Raw genomic sequence first — 16,813 nt, forward strand, 5'->3', positions numbered from 1 at the left:
CTTGCCCTCCTGGGACTGGCTTCGTGCGCGGATTTGACAAGCCCAAACCGGTTGGTTATGAACCGCGATACGGCCACCGTATCGGTGAAAAATGGACGGTATTACCTGAATGAAAAACCGTTTACCGGCCAGTTCTACCAACTGAACGAGTGGGCGGATACGGTTTTTCTTGGCACCTACCAGAACGGACTGGAACACGGTGTTCAGAAAAGTTGGTATGCAAAAGGGCGGTTGCGGGAGGTCCGGCTTTTTAATCAGGGAGAAAAAGAAGGCCGGCATATCGGCTATTGGGAAAATGGGACTAAGCGGTTTGACTACCTGTTTGAGCAGGATTTATGGAGCGGTGTTCAGCACGAATGGCACGCCAACGGGCAGCTTTTCAAACAATCACACTATCAGGCGGGCTACGAACAGGGGCTGCAACGGGTTTGGGATACCGACGGCGCCCTCCTTGCGAATTATGAAGCCCGAAAGGGACGGAATTACGGGAACATTGGCCGGAAAAACTGCCAGTCGATTTGGCAGAACGATTCGGTTCGGGTGGCTGCTGAGTAGCCTGTGGGTGGCGGGTTGTTCAGAACCGGATGGTGTTCCGTATTACCACACGGCCGATTTTACGCCCATCTGGACAACGGATCAAAACCAGATCGACACGCTGCATACGGTTTTTCCTTTCCGGCTGACCGACCAGTTTGGCGATACGATCACGGAACAAACCGTTGCGAACACGGTTTATCTGACCAATTTTTTCTTCACGGCCTGCCCCTCCATCTGTCCGAAAATGATGGAAACCGTGCGCGTCGTCTATGATCACTACCGGGGCAATCTGGCGGTGCAATTCCTGTCGCACAGCGTAACGCCCGAGCGGGATAGCGTCACCGTTTTGAAGCGATATGCCGAGCGGAAAGGCATTGAGGGGCATCAGTGGCATTTACTAACCGGTAAACGAAAATCGATCAATACCGTAGCGCGTCTGAGTTATTTTGTGGAAAAGGAGCAGGGTTTTCTCGCCGATTCTGCCCGGTTTTTACACTCCGAAAATCTGATTCTGGTCGATCAACAGGGTCACATTCGTGGACTCTACAACGGCACGCTGGCGGTGGAAGCCGACCGCATCATTCAGGACATCGACTGGTTGCTGAAAGAAAACCAGAACCGTTAGAATTTCAGCCCCAGATCCAGCGAAACGACATGGTTTTTCGACACCAGATCGCGCGCCCGGGCCACATCCGTCAATCCGCGCTGGTAGCTGATGCCCAGCAACAACGCCTGACTCTGGTTTAGCCGGTACTGGATGCCTGTTCCGAGCAACAGGCTAAGACTGCCCCGGCTATACTGACGGCTGTAGTTACCACCATCTTCGGCATTCTGAAACAGAGCGTTATGCACAGAGTCGAGCGGTTTTTCGGCCAGTTTGATGTTGATCAAACCACCGGTCTGAATATAGAAACGGGCGTTGGGAAACAGGTTGTTGGCGTACATTTTAACCGCCAGGGGCAATTGGATATACTGCAAATTATAGGAAGACTGCTGAAGTTTGGCCCCGGGGTCCCACACGGTCTGCCCGAATTGCCCCGGAATCCGGTACCCCGACCGGTGAATCGTATACCAGATGCCGGAACTGAGTGAATACCGGTCTTTAAAAAAGAAATAATCGATGCTGGGACCAATGCTCATGCGCAGGGCGGCTCCATTGTCACGGAACCCTGCATACGAATTGAAGCCTTCGGCGGTATTGAGCGTCACGGAGGGCGCTACACGAAAACTCATTTCAATCAGCTTTTGCGGGGGCGCGTAGTCGATATCATCCTCCTGAATCCGGCGAAATACCTTTTCGGTTTCGCGACTGGGGCGGTTTTGCTCATTGGCCCGGCGGTTATTTTTCCGGGGTGCCGGTTGCCCCCAGCCATCGTCATCCGTCGTTTTGTTCGATTTACTGGGTTCCTGCACCGTTACCCGGCCCTGACTATGGGCGTTCCCCACCAAGCCCAAAAGCAGGACGGCCACCGCAATCATCTGCCCGGAACACCGGTATGAACCCAACTTTTTCATAAATTTGTATGTTTCCAAGAGAACGCCCATTAGGAAGGATGAAGATTTCACCCGTTGTTTTTTGCTTAGTAAGTATACTCATTTTCAATGCGTGTTCCAAAACCGAGGAACTGGTAACGATTGAACGGCCGGAACAGACGCTTTTTGGCTCCCGAAAGCCGGAAGCCATCCGCGAGTGGCTGGACGATCACAAAGATATTGCTCAAGTCTATTTCGGAACCACCACCTTCGGCAAGGATACGGCTCTGGTGAACGAATTGCTCAAACGAGTTAACGATAAGGAGCTTGACGTATTGTATAAGCAGGTTAATGCGGAGTTTGGAACGCTCGGCGACGTGCAGGATCAACTGTCGGAAGCCTTCAACCGGATGCACGAAAACTTCCCGGATTTCAGGCCGCCGAGAGTCGTCACGATGGTCTCCGGTTTCATGGGGCCGGATCTGATCATCAGCGACTCGCTGGTGGTGATTGGATTGGATTATTTTGCGGGCCCCGAGGCCAAATACCGCCCCAAAGGATTACCGGCCTATATTCTACGTCGGTATCAGAAAGCATTCATCGTGCCAACCGTCCTCTTTGCGCTGTCTGAGCGGTTTAACAAGACCAATCAGCAGGACCAGACGTTACTGGCTGACATGATTTATTACGGGAAAAGCTACGTGTTCACGAAAACCATGTTGCCCTCCACGCCCGACAGCCTCATCATCGGCTACACCGACCAGCAACTGACGCAGACCAACAACGTTCAGGAGGACATCTGGGCCTATTTCATCGACGCCCAGTTGCTCTACGAAGTGAGTCCGGCCATCAAAAACCGGTACCTGAGCGAACGGCCTTTTACGGCAGAAATCAGCTCGAAAAGTCCCGGAGCGATTGGCCGCTGGCTGGGCTGGCGGATTGTCAGGAAATATTATGACGAAAAAGAACCCGGTATTAAAGCGCTGATGGACAACGCGAACGCCCGGCAGATTTTTGAGCAATCCGGTTATAAAGGACTCAAAGACGACAAGGAGTAAAATAAAATGATCGGTTCGCCGACTTTACAGGAAAAAAAGAATGGCAAAGAGAGGAAGGGGTTCTGAAGAGAACGAAGAAGATAAAAAAGTGAAGGTGAACCGGGATGCGCTGAAAAAATCGTTGCGGCTGTTCCGGTTCATCAAACCGTATAAGGGGTATTTCATTACGGGGCTGGTATTCCTGTTGCTGTCGTCGGCCACGACGCTGGTGTTTCCGAAACTGCTGGGCGATATCCTGAAAGTAGTTGAAAACAAGCTGTCGGCTGGTTCATTGAATGAGTTGACGCTGCTTTTATTCGGGTTGCTGGTAATCCAGTCGGCGTTTTCGTTTGCGCGGGTCTACCTGTTCGCGCAGGTCAGCGAACGGTCGATGGCCGATGTTCGGCGGGCGGTTTACAAGAAAATTGTGACCCTGCCGATTTTCTTCTTCGAACAACGGCGCGTTGGTGAACTGACCAGCCGCATTTCGTCGGACGTCACCCAGTTGCAGGATGTGTTATCGACCACGCTGGCCGAATTTCTTCGCCAGATTATTACGCTGCTGGCTGGGGTAGCCCTCATTTCCTTCACGTCGCTGAAACTGACAGGATTCATGCTGGCAACGGTGCCGGTGGTGATCGTGGCGGCTATTTTCTTCGGAAAATTCATCCGCAAACTGTCGCGGAAAGCGCAGGACGAACTGGCCCAGGCCAACGTCGTGGTGGAAGAAACGCTGCAATCGGTTAGCGTGGTGAAAGCCTTCACGAACGAACCGTATGAAATCCGGCGGTATTCGACGGCGCTCGACAAAGTGGTGCAGAACTCGCTTCGGGTGGCCAACTACCGGGGCGGTTTTGTGTCGTTTATCGTTTTTGCGCTGTTTGGCGGCATTGTCGGCGTGGTTTGGTACGGTGCCCAACTGATGCTGGCGGGTGAGCTGACGTTTGCGCAACTCGTCACGTTTGTCATTTATACCATGTACATCGGCGGGGCCGTTGGCGGTTTGGGCGATCTGTACGCCCAGATTCAGCGGACGATTGGGGCTTCGGAACGGATTCTGGACATTCTGGAAGAAAAATCGGAAGTGGAACTGCCCGAAACGGAACCGATTCGACTGGCCATGCCGTTGCAGGGCGACATCCGGTTTCGCAACATTCATTTCTCATACCCGTCGCGCCCCGACGTCGAAGTGCTGAAAGGTGTTTCGCTGGAGGTTCCGGCGGGTCATAAAATTGCGTTGGTGGGTCAGAGCGGAGCCGGTAAATCGACGATCGTGCAGTTGTTGTTGCGGTATTATGCCACCACGGGCGGCTCGATCACCATCGACGGACGACCGATTCAGGAGATCGACATCCGGTATTTGCGCCAGAATATTGCCGTGGTTCCGCAGGAAGTGATTCTGTTTGGCGGGACGATTCTCGAAAATATCTCGTACGGAAAACCGGGTGCGACCGATGCCGAGGTGATGGAAGCCGCCCGGAAAGCCAATGCGCTGGACTTTATCGAATCGTTTCCGGAGAAATTCCAGACGATTGTGGGTGAGCGGGGCGTTAAATTGTCGGGTGGTCAGCGGCAGCGGATTGCCATTGCCCGCGCCATTCTGAAAGACCCGGCGATTCTGATTCTGGACGAAGCCACCAGTTCGCTCGATGCCGAGTCGGAACGGCTGGTGCAGGAAGCGCTGGACGTGCTAATGCAAAACCGCACGACCGTCATCATCGCGCACCGGCTGGCAACGATTCGGAAGGTGGATACCATCTACGTGCTCCGCGAAGGGCAGATAACCGAAACCGGTACGCACGACGAACTGAGCACGCTGGAAGACGGTTTGTACGCGAATTTGGTTAAATTACAGTTTGAAACGACGGATAGTTAAAATGCACCTCACTGCCCCCAACCCCCTGAAGGGGGCTAAAAAAACCGGATTTGAAGCCCCCTTCAGGGGGTTGGGGGTAAACAGGATCAACCGGTTTTTAAGCGTATGAACACTGCCATTAAACAGACTTTGAATGACTTTCACCTGCGACATACCAGTTGTCGGGAGGAAGTGCTGGATACGTTTTTTACCGCCAATTATGCCCTGGCGCACCACGATATTGAAGAAAGCCTGAAAGACGACTTCGACCGGGTGACGATTTACCGGACGCTCAAAACGTTTGTCGACAAGGGCATTCTGCACAAAGTGCTGGACGACGAAGGCGGTTTGAAATACGCCCTTTGCCGCGAAGCCTGCGCCCACGATCACCACCACCACGACCACGTTCATTTCAAGTGTGAACAGTGTGGACAAACGACCTGTCTGGAAAATACCCTGATTCCGGCGGTCAGCTTACCCTCCGGATATAGTCGCAAAGAAACCAATCTATTGATTCAGGGCGTGTGTTCGCTTTGTAATAAAAACATCGCGTTGTAATGCCCCATTCGATTTTTGCGGAACGTGAAACCCGGTTTTTACAGGAAGAACTAAAAGCCCGTGCGGGCTACAACCGCCTGTCCATCATCCGGGTAATCTGGTTTGTTGGCGTGGCTTTTCTGGTGTATTTTCTGGCCGACCGCGGACAAGATGGCTTCGCCATCGGCGTTGGTTTGCTGGGCATTATCGGTTTTCTTGTGCTGTTGAAACGCCACCAGGCCGTTCAGCGCCGACGCGATCGCGTCCGCTGGCTGGCCTTTATCAACCGCGACGAAACCGCCCGGCTGGAACGCAAATTTCTGCGCCCTGAAACCGGCCTTGAGTTTGCCGATGCCAACCATCCCTACGCCGGTGATCTCGATATTTTCGGCAATCATTCCATTTTTCGATTGCTCAACCGGACGTATACGTACGAAGGGAGCCGCAAACTGGCGTCTTATCTGCGGTCGCCCGTTCCCGTTGATGAGGTATTGCTTCGTCAGGATGCCGTGGCTGAGTTGCGACCTCTGCTCGACTGGCGGCAGGAACTGGCGGCTCTGTCGTACCTCAATCCGTCCGTTGGCGAATCCCCGCAGGCCCTGAAAAACTGGGCAACCAAACCGTCCGAACCTTTGCCGGTATATTTAACCATCGCCCGCTGGCTGTTTCCCGCCATCACGCTAACCTTGCTGGCGCTCTGGATGACCGGTTATTTGCCGGGTTGGGCCGTTACGGCTTCGCTGCTGGTGCATGGCGTGTTGCTGGGGCAGGCGGCTGAACGGGCGAAAAACGTGAGTGAACAGACGTTTGCCATGTCGCAGGCCCTGAAAACGTACCGCGATCTGTTGAAGCACCTCGAAAGTCCGCGCTTTGAATCGGCCATTCTGCACCGGTTGCAGGCCGTAACGAATCTTGAAAACCGGTCGGCAGCGGCTGCCATTGGCAAGCTGAGCCAATTGGTGGAGAACCTCAATTTTCGCCGGAATCCGTATTTCTTTCTGCTCGTCGGTATTGTTACCCTTTGGGATATTCACTATTTGCAGGCCCTCGATCGCTGGCAGCGCACCTACGGCCCACACCTGAACGACTGGCTCGATGCGCTGGCCGAAGCCGAAGCCTTGAACAGCCTGGCGGGTCTGGCCTACGCCCATCCTGAATACGCCGTTCCGGAGTTTAGAGAGGAACCGCTGCAACTCGATGCGCAACAGGCCCGGCATCCGATGCTGATGGCCAACAAAAGTGTCGCCAACTCCCTGAAAATCGACGGAAACGGGCAAACGATGCTGATTACCGGTTCGAATATGTCGGGGAAAAGTACGTTTCTCCGGACGATTGGCACCAACGTCGTGCTGGCCCTGGCGGGTTCGGTCGTGGCGGCAGAGAAGCTGGTTTGTTCGCCGGTGCAGGTGTTTACGAGCATGCGGACGCAGGATTCGCTGGAAGAAAACACCTCTTCGTTTTACGCCGAACTGAAACGCCTGAAAACGCTCATCGATCGCACGCGGCAAACGTCCAACTGGCCGGTTTTGTATTTTCTGGACGAAATTCTGAAAGGTACCAACTCCGCCGACCGTCACCGGGGTGCGCGGGCCTTGATTCTCCAATTGCACGAAACCTCAGCCTCCGGTTTTGTGTCCACCCACGATGTCGAACTGGGCGATTTAGCCGCTATGCATCCATTTGTCCACAACTACAGTTTTAACTCTGACGTAATCGATGGCAAGCTGCATTTCGACTACCAGCTACGAAACGGCGTCTGCCGCAGCTTCAACGCCAGCCAGTTGATGGAATCCATTGGCATTGAAATGCACAAATTTCAGGAAGACACCCCCAACCCCCTGAAGGGGGCTTAACCGTTTGAATTTTAAGCCCCCTTCAGGGGGTTGGGGGGAATACTAATTCGTCGGTTTGTCGGGAACCGGCGCCGACGCGTGGTATTCCTGATAAATCCGTTCCATATAGTTGTCGAGGAGTTGCAAAACCCGCTCGCGGTCGGGCGATTGGACGATGAAACCGACGTGGTGTTCCTTGTTCATGCGCCACTGGATTTCGCTGTCCGTAAAACCGTCGGTGTTGGGCCACGGCTGGCGGGCGAGCGAAATAATCAGCCCGGCATAGTGGTGTTGAACGGCCGGTAATTGATACGGTTCATTCCGGGCCATGGCAGATTCGAGTTTGGCCCATTCGGCCCAGAGGTTAACGCCCGACGAGATTTCGACCAGTTCGGCAATGTTGGCCCCACCCACGCGCGACGACGTTTCCAGAAAATAATATTCGCCATCGTGATCACCCCGGATGTATTCAGAATGGGAAGCACTCGACTGCATCCGAAACGCGGCCATTACGGCATCATTCAGTTCGTACAGACTTTGGGCTTCGTCGGAGTCAAAGGGTAAAATAGCCGTTCGGAAAACGCCCCCGCCGTGGGCTACGTCCATCGGCGTAGCCAGATACTGGCTGGCGCGGGTAAAGATCGTTTTCCCGTTTTGCGACAGCGAATCGACGTGAAACACGCGGCCCGGTTTGAACTGTTCGATCAAAAAGGTATGCCGCAGGTCGCCCAGCGAATGAATCACCTGCCAGGCTTCGTCCAGCGAATGCACTTTTTTGATCCCGGTCGCCGACGCTTCGGCCCGCGGTTTGATGAGCCAGGGCGCTTCCGTATTTCGTAGAAAGTCGGTGATGGTTTCGTCGTGAAACAGACTGCTGAACGCCGGAACCCGAATGCCATCGGCAGCCGCCCGCATCCGCATCGCCAGTTTATCCCGAAAAAACCGCGCCGTGGTTTGGCCCATGCCGGGAATCCGGAACGTTTCGCGCACCAGGGCGGCTTTTTCGACATCAAAATCATCCATTGCCACCACCCGATCCATTTGATGCGATCGCATGATGTGCGCCAGACCGTTAATCATCACATCCAGATTCTGCGACGAATTGTCCTGCGACGGCAAATAAAAGAATTCGTCGACGGCTTCCCGCGGCCACGGATGATCGGCCAGTTTCTCGTAGGTCAGCAGATACACGGTGTTGCCCGCTTCCTTGCAGGCTTTCAGAAAAGCTTCGCCTTTGAAATACGTTGAGATGCAGAGAAAGGACAGTTTCTGGCTCATGAAGATGGGATGGTTGTTGATGATTGAATGGTTATAATGATTGTTTGGTGGTTGAATGGTTGATAATTAGCCCACGGTTTTAACCGTGGGGCTCGTGATGGAAGTGCCCGGTTTATCAACCGTTTTAACGGTTTTGGAGCGCTTAAACCGTTGAAACGGTTCATCGTCAATTTCGCGATTTCTTTTCCCCGGATTTTAATCCGGGGCTATTTTTTTTCACGATGCCCCTTACCAATCTAACCATTTTTAACAATGTAGCCATCAAAACCATTTTAACCATCAAACCATCTATTATTAACCATTTCTTAAAAAATCAATCAACAACCGAATCCCAAAACCGGTTGCGTTCTTCTGCGTTCCAAATTCCGTGTCGGTGAACGCCATGCCGGCGATGTCGAGGTGCGCCCAGGCGGGGTGCGATTCGGTGAAGACTTCCAGAAATTTGGCGGCACTGATGGCACCGGCCAGCGGTTTTCCACTGAAGTTTTTCAGGTCGGCCACATCCGACTGAATGTCCTCCTTGTACACATCCCAGAGTGGCAGCGGCCACAACCGTTCGCCGGTTTGGGTTGCGGATTTCAGGAGCTGGCTGGTCAGATCGTCGTTGTTGCTGAACAAACCGGCGGCATGATACCCCAGTGTGCCGATCACACTGCCGGTTAGGGTGGCGAGGTCGATCAGGACGTCGGGTTGGAAATTTCGGACCATATAGCCCAAGCCGTCGGCCAGAATGATGCGGCCTTCCGCGTCGGTGTCGATCACTTCAATGGTTTTGCCGAGGTAGGAGCCGATGACATCGCCGGGTTTGGTGGCGTGGCCGTCGACCATGTTTTCCGTTGCCGGAATAATGCCAATCAGGTGAACCGGTAACCGGAGTTTAGCGGCCACTTCCATCGTTCCCAAAACCGCTGCCGCTCCGCCCATGTCGCTCTTCATCAGGTGCATCCCGGTCGACGGTTTGATGGAAATACCGCCCGTATCGAACGTAACACCTTTGCCCACCAGTCCCACTTTTTTAGCGTCCGGTAGATTGTCGGGTTTGTATTCCGCGATAATAAAAACCGGTGGATGTTCGCTGCCTTTGTTGACGCTCAACAGAGCCAAAAGTCCCTGTCGTTCGATTTCGGCTTTGTCGAAAACCGTCACCGAATAACCGTGTTGCTGGCCGGAAGCAATGGCCCAGTCGGCCAGGACTTGCGGAATTTTGTAGTTGGACGGCGAATTCATCAGATCCAGCATCTGCCGGTGCGTGGCCGCGATGGCTTCCGCGCGGTGAAGAACTTCTTCGGCGATACCCTGCTGTTGATCAGTGATATAGATTTCCAGAACTCCTTCTTCCGAATAAAACTCAGTGGTTTTGGGTTTAGCCGTGCTGTGCAGTTTCAGGTCATAACCACCCCAGCGAATGCCCAGCACCACGCTTTCGATCACGTCGGCATCAAAACCGCTCAGATCGACGCCGACGGTTGGGGTCAGCCGGTCTTTCTGGCGGAAAAACAGATCTCGAAACGCCCGCAGCCAGATCATGGCAGTGAGTTCTTTTCCCAAGCCCAGCAGATACGTTTTTCGTCCTTCGGATTGATAGAGCGGAAGAATTTCCCGGAAATCGGCTTTGAAATCGTGCTGCAAAGCCGCCGGTGTCAGGTTAAACCGGTCGGCCAGGGCATTCAGCACTTCCGGCAAGTCATCGGTTTGCTGAATCGGCAGAATGAGCGTGTCGGCAGACAGCGGCTGGGTGGTCGTGAGTTGGATTTGCATCGGAAAATAAGGTTACAGCAAAGGTAACGATCAAAAAAACAACCATTCTACGGCCTGCGGAAATTCCCGGCCCCAGCGGCTTTCGGTGTGTTTTCCGTTCGGATCGACGGATAAGTGCATTTTCAGATTTGGGTGGCTCTTGGGCCGCAGCAGGGATTCCTGCAACCGCTGCAGGGCCGGAATCATGTAGGCCGACTCCTTTTTCCCGCCGTACAAATACACTTTCGTCGGTTCGGGATGGTAAAACCGCATCGCATCGGCGTACACGTTGGGAGCCGCCCAGAGCGAAGGCGAGAAAACCAGCAGCTTTCCGAAGGTCGACGGATGCCATAAACCGGCGTAAACGGTAATTAAACCGCCCATCGAACTGCCGCCCATACCGGTGTGAGTTCGGTCGGGCAAGGTACGATACCGGGCGTCGATGTGCGGTTTTAGCGTGTAAACGATAAAGTCGAGGTAATGATGTCCTTTTCCATCGGCGAGCCGGGTGTTGTAGGGCAGAAATTCCGCAACACGTTCACTGTCACCGTGGTCGATGGCAACAATGATGATTTGGTGGTGATGCCGGTGCGCCAGAATCGCCAGTTTCTGGTCGATGGTCCAGTTGCCAAACGATGAACCTTCGCCAAACAGATTTTGCGCGTCGTTCAAATACAAAACCGGGTAGTGGGCGCTGGAAGCGTCATAGTCGTGGGGTAACAGCACCCGAATCCGGCGCGTCGTATTGAGTTGTGGCGCGTCAAAGGCATCGCTGACCAAGCTGATTTTGGGCAGAAAAGCCGGATTGAACGGCAAGCCATGCCACCGCCAGTGCAGAACCACATCCCGGCGGGTGCCAATCTGGCGACGGGAAACCCGGTTCGGAACGCCTTCGCCAGCCGCGCTCAGCTCGACCGAATCCCAGCTTCCGCGCGTGTATTTGTATTCCAGCGGAGCAAAACCGGCTGGCAGTTCAATACCATACTTCCCCGGCCCGGTTTTCTGTAGCTGAAACCGCTCCACATCCGGATACCACTGGCAAAATGGGCCAGAAATAAATACGGGTCGGTCGTCGTCGGGGGTGGTGAGTTCGAAGCGGATGGAAGCCATACAGGGTCGATCGGATCAAGGTCTTTACGGCCTGCCGTTGTAAAGGTTGGGGTAAATCTCTATTATTGTTCACAAAATGAGACAATAAAAGATTCGCTTATTCCTAAGTCGTGTGCTTTGGATGGATGCTTTGCAAGTTCTCATTTTATACGAAACAAAAGACTATGAAAACCTTTTTAATCCTGACGGTATTGACGATTCAGGTAGCCGAGATGGCAAATGCGCAATTGAACAAGACGACCCCGCAAGCCAAAACCGCCAATGGCGTGGTCGAGGGCGTTACTGAGCCTACGGGAATCCGGGCTTTTAAAGGCATTCCGTTTGCCCAGCCGCCCGTTGGTGAGCTACGCTGGAAAGAACCGCAGCCCGTTAAAAACTGGCAGGGCGTCCGGAAAACCACTCAGTTTGGACCCCGGGCCATGCAACGCGCGGTTTTTGGCGACATGGGATTCCGGTCGAATGGCATGAGTGAAGATTGCCTGTACCTGAACGTGTGGACACCCGCGAAGTCGGACAAGGAGAAACTGCCGGTTCTGGTGTATTTCTACGGGGGCGGTTTTATCGCGGGTGACGGCTCCGAAGGCCGTTACGACGGCGAGAGCATGGCAGCCAAGGGCATGGTGGCCCTCACGGTCAACTACCGGCTCGATGTGTTTGGCTTCATGGCGCATCCCGAGTTGACGAAGGAGTCGGCCCATCAGTCGTCCGGGAATTATGCGTATCTGGACATGGCTGCGGCTTTGCGCTGGGTGCAGCAAAACATTGCGGCTTTTGGCGGTGATCCCAAGCGGGTGACCATTGCCGGAGAGTCGGCGGGGTCGATTGCGGTGAGCGGCCTGATGGCGTCGCCCTTGTCGAAAGGCCTGATTGCCGGAGCCATTGGCGAAAGCGGTTCGTTGCTGGGCGGGTTGCCGCCCGTTCCGCTGGCGAAAGGCGAAGAAGCCGGAGCGGCTTTTGCGAAGGGCGTAGGTGCCGGTTCCTTAGCGGAGTTACGGGCCATGCCAGCGGAAAAACTGCTCGAAGCTACGGGCAAACCCGGCACCCCCCGGTTTAGCGCGACGGTGGACGGATATTTCTTCCCGAAACCGCCAATGGAAATTTTTGCCGCTGGCGAGCAGGCGCAGGTGCCGTTGCTGGCGGGCTGGAATTCGGAAGAAATGAACGCCCGGGCGGTGTTGGGACAGGAAAAACCGACGCCCGAAGGCTATGCCAATGCCGTGAAACGACTCTACAACGACCGCGCCGAGGAGGTGTTGAAACTGTATCCCGGTTCGACGGAAGAAGAAGTGTTGGAATCGGCGACGGCGCTGGCGGGTGACCGTTTTCTGGCCTACAGCACCTGGAAATGGGCGGATTTGCAGAGCAAAACGGGCGGTGGTAAACCGGTCTACCGCTATTACTACTCGCGTCCGCGCCCGGCGATGGTGCCCGAAATGGGGAATGCCGCTCCCGGTCTGGCGGGTGGCGTGGTAAAATCAACGGATGCTAATGCTGTAAAAGTACCGCCCGCGCGGGGGGCCGTCCACTCGGCCGAGATCGAGTATGCGATGGGGAACCTGCCAAAAAACAAGGTTTACGCCTGGACACCCGATGATTACAAAGTGTCCGAGGTGATGCAGAAGTATTTCGCCAACTTCGTCAAAACCGGGAATCCGAACGGTTCCGGGTTGCCCAACTGGCCCGCCATCAACAGCGGCAACAGCATTCAGTTTATGCAAATCGACGTGAACACCCGCCTGGAGACGGAGAAAAACCGGGCGCGGTATCTGTTTCTCGATCCGTATTACACGAAGCAGTAGGTTTCGGAATTGGTATTGGGTGAAAGCGGGGGCGGTTCTTTGGGAACTGGCCCCTGTTTTTTTTAGGAAAGGTGAGGGGAGTTTAGAAACCTGCAAGTTCTTCAAGACCTTACAGGTTTTGGGTTTTTCGCGCTAAGCTCTATAAATTGTAAGTTTATGATTCCTGAACCATCTATTCTTAGAAAATACATTCGCGCCTTTCAGAAGTTGAAGCAAGGCGGAACACGGTATGGCAAAGCGCCACACAAGCCGGTTTTTCTGTTGACTATAATCGAACTCATTGAAAAACGACTTATCACCGAAAACCGTCTGCTTATCACGCCTGAACTCGTTGCGACATTCAAGGAAAACTTTGCTCTGTTGGTTAAAACCGCCCATAAAGATGACTTTACACAACCATTTTATTACCTCCAAAGTGAAGGTTTCTGGTTTTTAAAAGCAAAACCGGGTTTTCAGATTGACACGTATATCCGTAGTGTTCAAACCTTAAGTGACCGATTGGAGTATGCTTTTCTGGCCGATGATTTATTTAATCTGCTAATCAGTGATGCTCATTTCCAACTTAAGCAACTACTTCTCGACACTTATTTTGGCGAAACTAAACAGGCATTTCTCCAAATCAAAAACTACGGGCGGAGCTACTTGCAGGATTTGGAATCGGATCTGCTAAATGAAAAAGAAGCCACTTACCCGGTTTTGCAGCCAGTTGAGGACGAAGAAACGCGTTTCGTCCGGGGTGGCTTGTTTAAAAGATTAATACCAAAAGTATATGATTTCACCTGCGCTATTTCAGGAATGAAAGTAATTGCTGTAGACGGATCTTCGCTGGTGGAAGCCTGTCATATTGTACCGATCAGTATTTCCGGTGATGATAAAGTTACGAATGGGATTGCCCTTTGCCCGAATTTACATACGGCTTTTGACAGGGGGATGATTAGTGTGGACGACCGGTTGCGGGTAGTAATTTCGCCGTTAATAGCGGAGAATTCACAAAGCCCCTATAACCTGCGGCAGTTCCACGGAAAACCGTTGCAGTTACCCATTGGGGAAGTTCATTACCCGAAAACGGAGCATTTCGGGTGGCATTTGAGGGAACGCTTTAGGCGATAACCAATCAAATAACCCGAGCTGTCCGTCCTTTTTTGAGACGTATTTAAAAGCATCCTCCCGGGCATACTGTAAACCTCCAAATTTGTCAATTTTTCGCTGGATTGTTTGAACAGTGTAGGGCATGTCTTCCATGAGGTGGTCGAGAATTGCAGAACGTTTAGGGTCAATCCGCGTGGTGGCGTTGTTGTCGAGGTAAATCATAGCAAGACAAATCTATCGACAAGCCGGGACTGTTGTGCCGCTTTTTTGCGCCGTCAGGCGCTGAACAGCGTAGCGTCGGTAGCCGATTCGGTTATTCCCCGCCCTCCCCGTGTGCCGTATGGCACACAACCGGCTGTTTAATGGGAATCGTTGCGTGCCATACGGCACGCGGGAGCGTTGGGGAAATCGTCGTTGCTACCAACGCTGCGCTGTTATGTCCCTTCGGGACAAATGGAACCGCTATTTTGTGAGAATTACAACAACGACAGGATGGAACCTCATTCCAACGGGCCGTTGATGGCGAGGAGTTTGTGCGTATGGTTGTGGATGATGCCCGTCATGTAATTGTACAGTTTGTATTTCCACGATGGCGAAATGACGGCGGTTCGGTGTTTCACCGCAAAGACCAAATGCAGGTGAATTTGGGTGTAGGTGTTTGGCATGGTGGTGGAGGTTATTAGTGTTGTATCCCTACGGGATGATCAAATGATTGGGATAATTTTAAATGCTTGAGCAAGCATTTAAAATACTAAAAAGAATGGGTGATAAGCTAACTCTTAGCTTATCACCCGTCTTCCTACAAATTCCCCTTTTTCAGCTCACTCACCGCGTGATTGGCCGCCCGCGCCGTGATGGCCATGAAGGTCAGCGACGGGTTTTGGGTGGAGGTGGACGTCATGCAGGCGCCGTCAGTGACGAAGACGTTTTTGCAGGTGTGAAACTGGTTCCACTTGTTGAGCAGCGACGTTTTTGGGTCTTTGCCCATCCGCACACCGCCCATTTCGTGGATGTCGAGGCCGGGGGCTTTGTCGGGTTTGTCGTGGGTCTGGATGTTAGTGAAACCGGCCAGCGTCAGCATTTCTGACATTTGCTCGTGGAAATCCCGGATCATCTTTTCGTCGTTATCGTCATAGCCCACCGACACCCGCAGTTGCGGAATGCCCCAGGCGTCTTTCAACTCCGAATCCAGGGCCACAAAACTCTCTTCTTTGGGAATGGTCTCGCCCATCATGTGCGAGCCGACGCGCCAGTTGCCGTATTTCCGGTTGAACAGACCTGCCTTCAGTTCTTCACCAATACCCGCCGTATCGTTGCTGGTGACGCGGCTGCCGCTGAAACCGGCGGCATAGCCCCGCAGAAAGTCAGTTTCCTGCTTGAAGACGTTGCGGAAACGCGGAATGTAGCTGCCGTTGGGCCGGATACCGTCGGTGGTTTTGTCGAGCAAGCCTTCGTATTCGGCTGAAATGGTTGTTCGGAAATTGTGGAAAGCCATGTATTTGCCCAGCAAACCGTTGTCATTCCCCAGACCGTTCGGAAACCGGCTGGATTTGGAATTCAACAGAATCAGGTTGGAGTTTAGACAAGCCGCGTTGACGAAGATGATTTTGGCAAAATATTCCGTCTCCTGCTTGGTGTTGGCATCGATCACGCGTACGCCCGTCGCCTTGTTCTTTTTGCCGTCAACCAGAATCGAATGCACCACAGAATCGGGCCGGAGCGTCATTTTACCGGTTTTGGCGGCCCAGGGCAGCGTCGACGAGTTGCTGCTGAAATACCCGCCAAACGGACAGCCCCGCTGGCACAGGTTCCGGTTCTGGCACTGTCCGCGTCCCTGCTTCAGGTGAATTTCCTTGGGTTGGGTCAGGTGCGCACAGCGGCCGATGATGATGGGTCGCGCGCCTTTGTAATGCGTCGCCATCTGGTCGGTGAAGTGTTTTTCCACACACGACTGCTCGTGGGGAGGGAGGAATTCGCCGTCCGGCAATTGCGCCAGACCGTCTTTGTTGCCGGCCACCCCGATAAACCGCTCCACGTGGCTGTACCAGGGCGCGATGTCGGCATAGCTGATGGGCCATTCCACCGCAAAACCGTCGCGGGCGGGACCTTCGAAATCATACTGCGACCAGCGTTGGGTGCCGCGCGCCCACATCAGCGACTTCCCGCCGACCTGGTAGCCCCGAATCCAGTCGAACGGTTTTTCCTGAACGTACGGATGTTCGGCGTCTTTGACGAAAAAATGGGCCGCGTCTTCGTTGAAGGCGTAGCAGCGGCTGGCAATCGGATTGGCATCTTTCAGCGCCTTCGGAATCTGGCCCGCGTGTTCAAATTCCCAGGGATTCATCATCGTCGTGGGGTAGTCGGTCACGTGTTTGACGTCGCGGCCGCGTTCCAGCACCAGCGTGCGAAGGCCTTTGTCGCACAGTTCTTTAGCTGCCCAGCCGCCACTGATGCCGGAGCCGATGACGATGGCATCGTAGGTGCGGTCTTTTACCGAATCGATATTGAAGTATGACATAGGAGAGGAAG

Annotated in this window: 13 protein-coding genes and 1 pseudogene; 8 read left to right on the forward strand and 6 right to left on the reverse strand. The window is 53.6% G+C overall.

The genetic code is table 11. From position 1 onward, the window contains the following. The first annotated feature begins 57 nt into the window (after nucleotides 1-57). The gene (locus F0P93_RS31515; protein ID WP_191908842.1) at nucleotides 58-555 is read left to right on the forward strand and encodes a toxin-antitoxin system YwqK family antitoxin; all 498 of its coding nucleotides are present in this window, start codon (nucleotides 58-60) and stop codon (nucleotides 553-555) included. After that, entirely contained in the window at nucleotides 461-1,162 is a 702-nt protein-coding gene (locus F0P93_RS17150) for an SCO family protein (RefSeq protein ID WP_191908843.1), read from the forward strand. The genes F0P93_RS31515 and F0P93_RS17150 overlap by 95 nt, the downstream gene beginning before the upstream one ends. On the opposite strand, the gene F0P93_RS17155 is transcribed toward F0P93_RS17150, so the two are convergent. Further along, on the reverse strand, nucleotides 1,159-2,052 hold the full coding sequence (locus F0P93_RS17155) for a porin family protein (protein ID WP_150878052.1): 894 nt from the start codon (nucleotides 2,050-2,052) through the stop codon (nucleotides 1,159-1,161). The two genes, F0P93_RS17150 and F0P93_RS17155, sit on opposite strands and share 4 nt — an antisense overlap. Before the next feature lie 38 nt (nucleotides 2,053-2,090). Between F0P93_RS17155 and gldB the strand changes: the two genes are divergently transcribed. From gldB to F0P93_RS17175, 4 genes are all read left to right on the forward strand, one after another. Further along, complete coding sequence (gene gldB / locus F0P93_RS17160; RefSeq protein WP_150878055.1) at nucleotides 2,091-3,068, forward strand: gliding motility lipoprotein GldB; 978 nt, start codon at nucleotides 2,091-2,093, stop codon at nucleotides 3,066-3,068. A gap of 40 nt (nucleotides 3,069-3,108) precedes the next feature. Next, nucleotides 3,109-4,923 carry an ABC transporter ATP-binding protein gene (locus tag F0P93_RS17165; RefSeq protein ID WP_150878057.1) on the forward strand — a complete coding sequence of 605 codons (1,815 nt, stop codon included), beginning with the start codon at nucleotides 3,109-3,111 and terminating at the stop codon, nucleotides 4,921-4,923. Between the two features lie 105 nt (nucleotides 4,924-5,028). Then, on the forward strand, nucleotides 5,029-5,460 hold the full coding sequence (locus F0P93_RS17170; protein ID WP_114408695.1) for a Fur family transcriptional regulator: 432 nt from the start codon (nucleotides 5,029-5,031) through the stop codon (nucleotides 5,458-5,460). After that, nucleotides 5,460-7,292, forward strand: coding sequence for a MutS-related protein (locus F0P93_RS17175; RefSeq protein ID WP_150878059.1), 1,833 nt, complete (start codon nucleotides 5,460-5,462; stop codon nucleotides 7,290-7,292). Before F0P93_RS17170 ends, F0P93_RS17175 begins: the two co-directional genes overlap by 1 nt. A gap of 42 nt (nucleotides 7,293-7,334) precedes the next feature. On the opposite strand, the gene F0P93_RS17180 is transcribed toward F0P93_RS17175, so the two are convergent. From F0P93_RS17180 to F0P93_RS17190, 3 genes are all read right to left on the reverse strand, one after another. Further along, nucleotides 7,335-8,549: an ATP-grasp domain-containing protein gene (locus tag F0P93_RS17180; RefSeq protein WP_150878061.1), complete on the reverse strand. Its 1,215-nt coding sequence runs from the start codon at nucleotides 8,547-8,549 to the stop codon at nucleotides 7,335-7,337. Nucleotides 8,550-8,843: 294 nt separating this feature from the next. After that, a complete protein-coding gene (locus F0P93_RS17185; RefSeq protein ID WP_150878064.1) occupies nucleotides 8,844-10,307 on the reverse strand; it encodes a leucyl aminopeptidase family protein in 1,464 nt (487 codons plus the stop codon). 30 nt (nucleotides 10,308-10,337) lie between these two features. Continuing rightward, complete coding sequence (locus tag F0P93_RS17190) at nucleotides 10,338-11,396, reverse strand: alpha/beta hydrolase (protein WP_150878066.1); 1,059 nt, start codon at nucleotides 11,394-11,396, stop codon at nucleotides 10,338-10,340. A gap of 164 nt (nucleotides 11,397-11,560) precedes the next feature. Here F0P93_RS17190 and F0P93_RS17195 point away from each other — a divergent pair, with 164 nt between their 5' ends. Then, entirely contained in the window at nucleotides 11,561-13,195 is a 1,635-nt protein-coding gene (locus tag F0P93_RS17195; protein WP_150878067.1) for a carboxylesterase/lipase family protein, read from the forward strand. Nucleotides 13,196-13,351: 156 nt separating this feature from the next. Then, nucleotides 13,352-14,305 (forward strand): HNH endonuclease, encoded by a 954-nt coding sequence (locus F0P93_RS17200; protein ID WP_150878070.1) that lies wholly within the window; start codon nucleotides 13,352-13,354, stop codon nucleotides 14,303-14,305. 491 nt (nucleotides 14,306-14,796) lie between these two features. On the opposite strand, the pseudogene F0P93_RS17205 reads toward F0P93_RS17200, so the two are convergent. Both F0P93_RS17205 and F0P93_RS17210 read right to left on the reverse strand, forming a co-directional pair. After that, nucleotides 14,797-14,949 (reverse strand): annotated as a pseudogene (locus tag F0P93_RS17205) (transposase); the annotation flags it as partial. A gap of 134 nt (nucleotides 14,950-15,083) precedes the next feature. Beyond that, complete coding sequence (locus F0P93_RS17210; RefSeq protein WP_150878072.1) at nucleotides 15,084-16,802, reverse strand: GMC oxidoreductase; 1,719 nt, start codon at nucleotides 16,800-16,802, stop codon at nucleotides 15,084-15,086. Nucleotides 16,803-16,813: the final 11 nt, after the last annotated feature.

It is taken from the genome of Larkinella humicola (genome assembly GCF_008727875.1).
Classification (GTDB): Bacteria; Bacteroidota; Bacteroidia; order Cytophagales; family Spirosomataceae; genus Larkinella; species Larkinella humicola.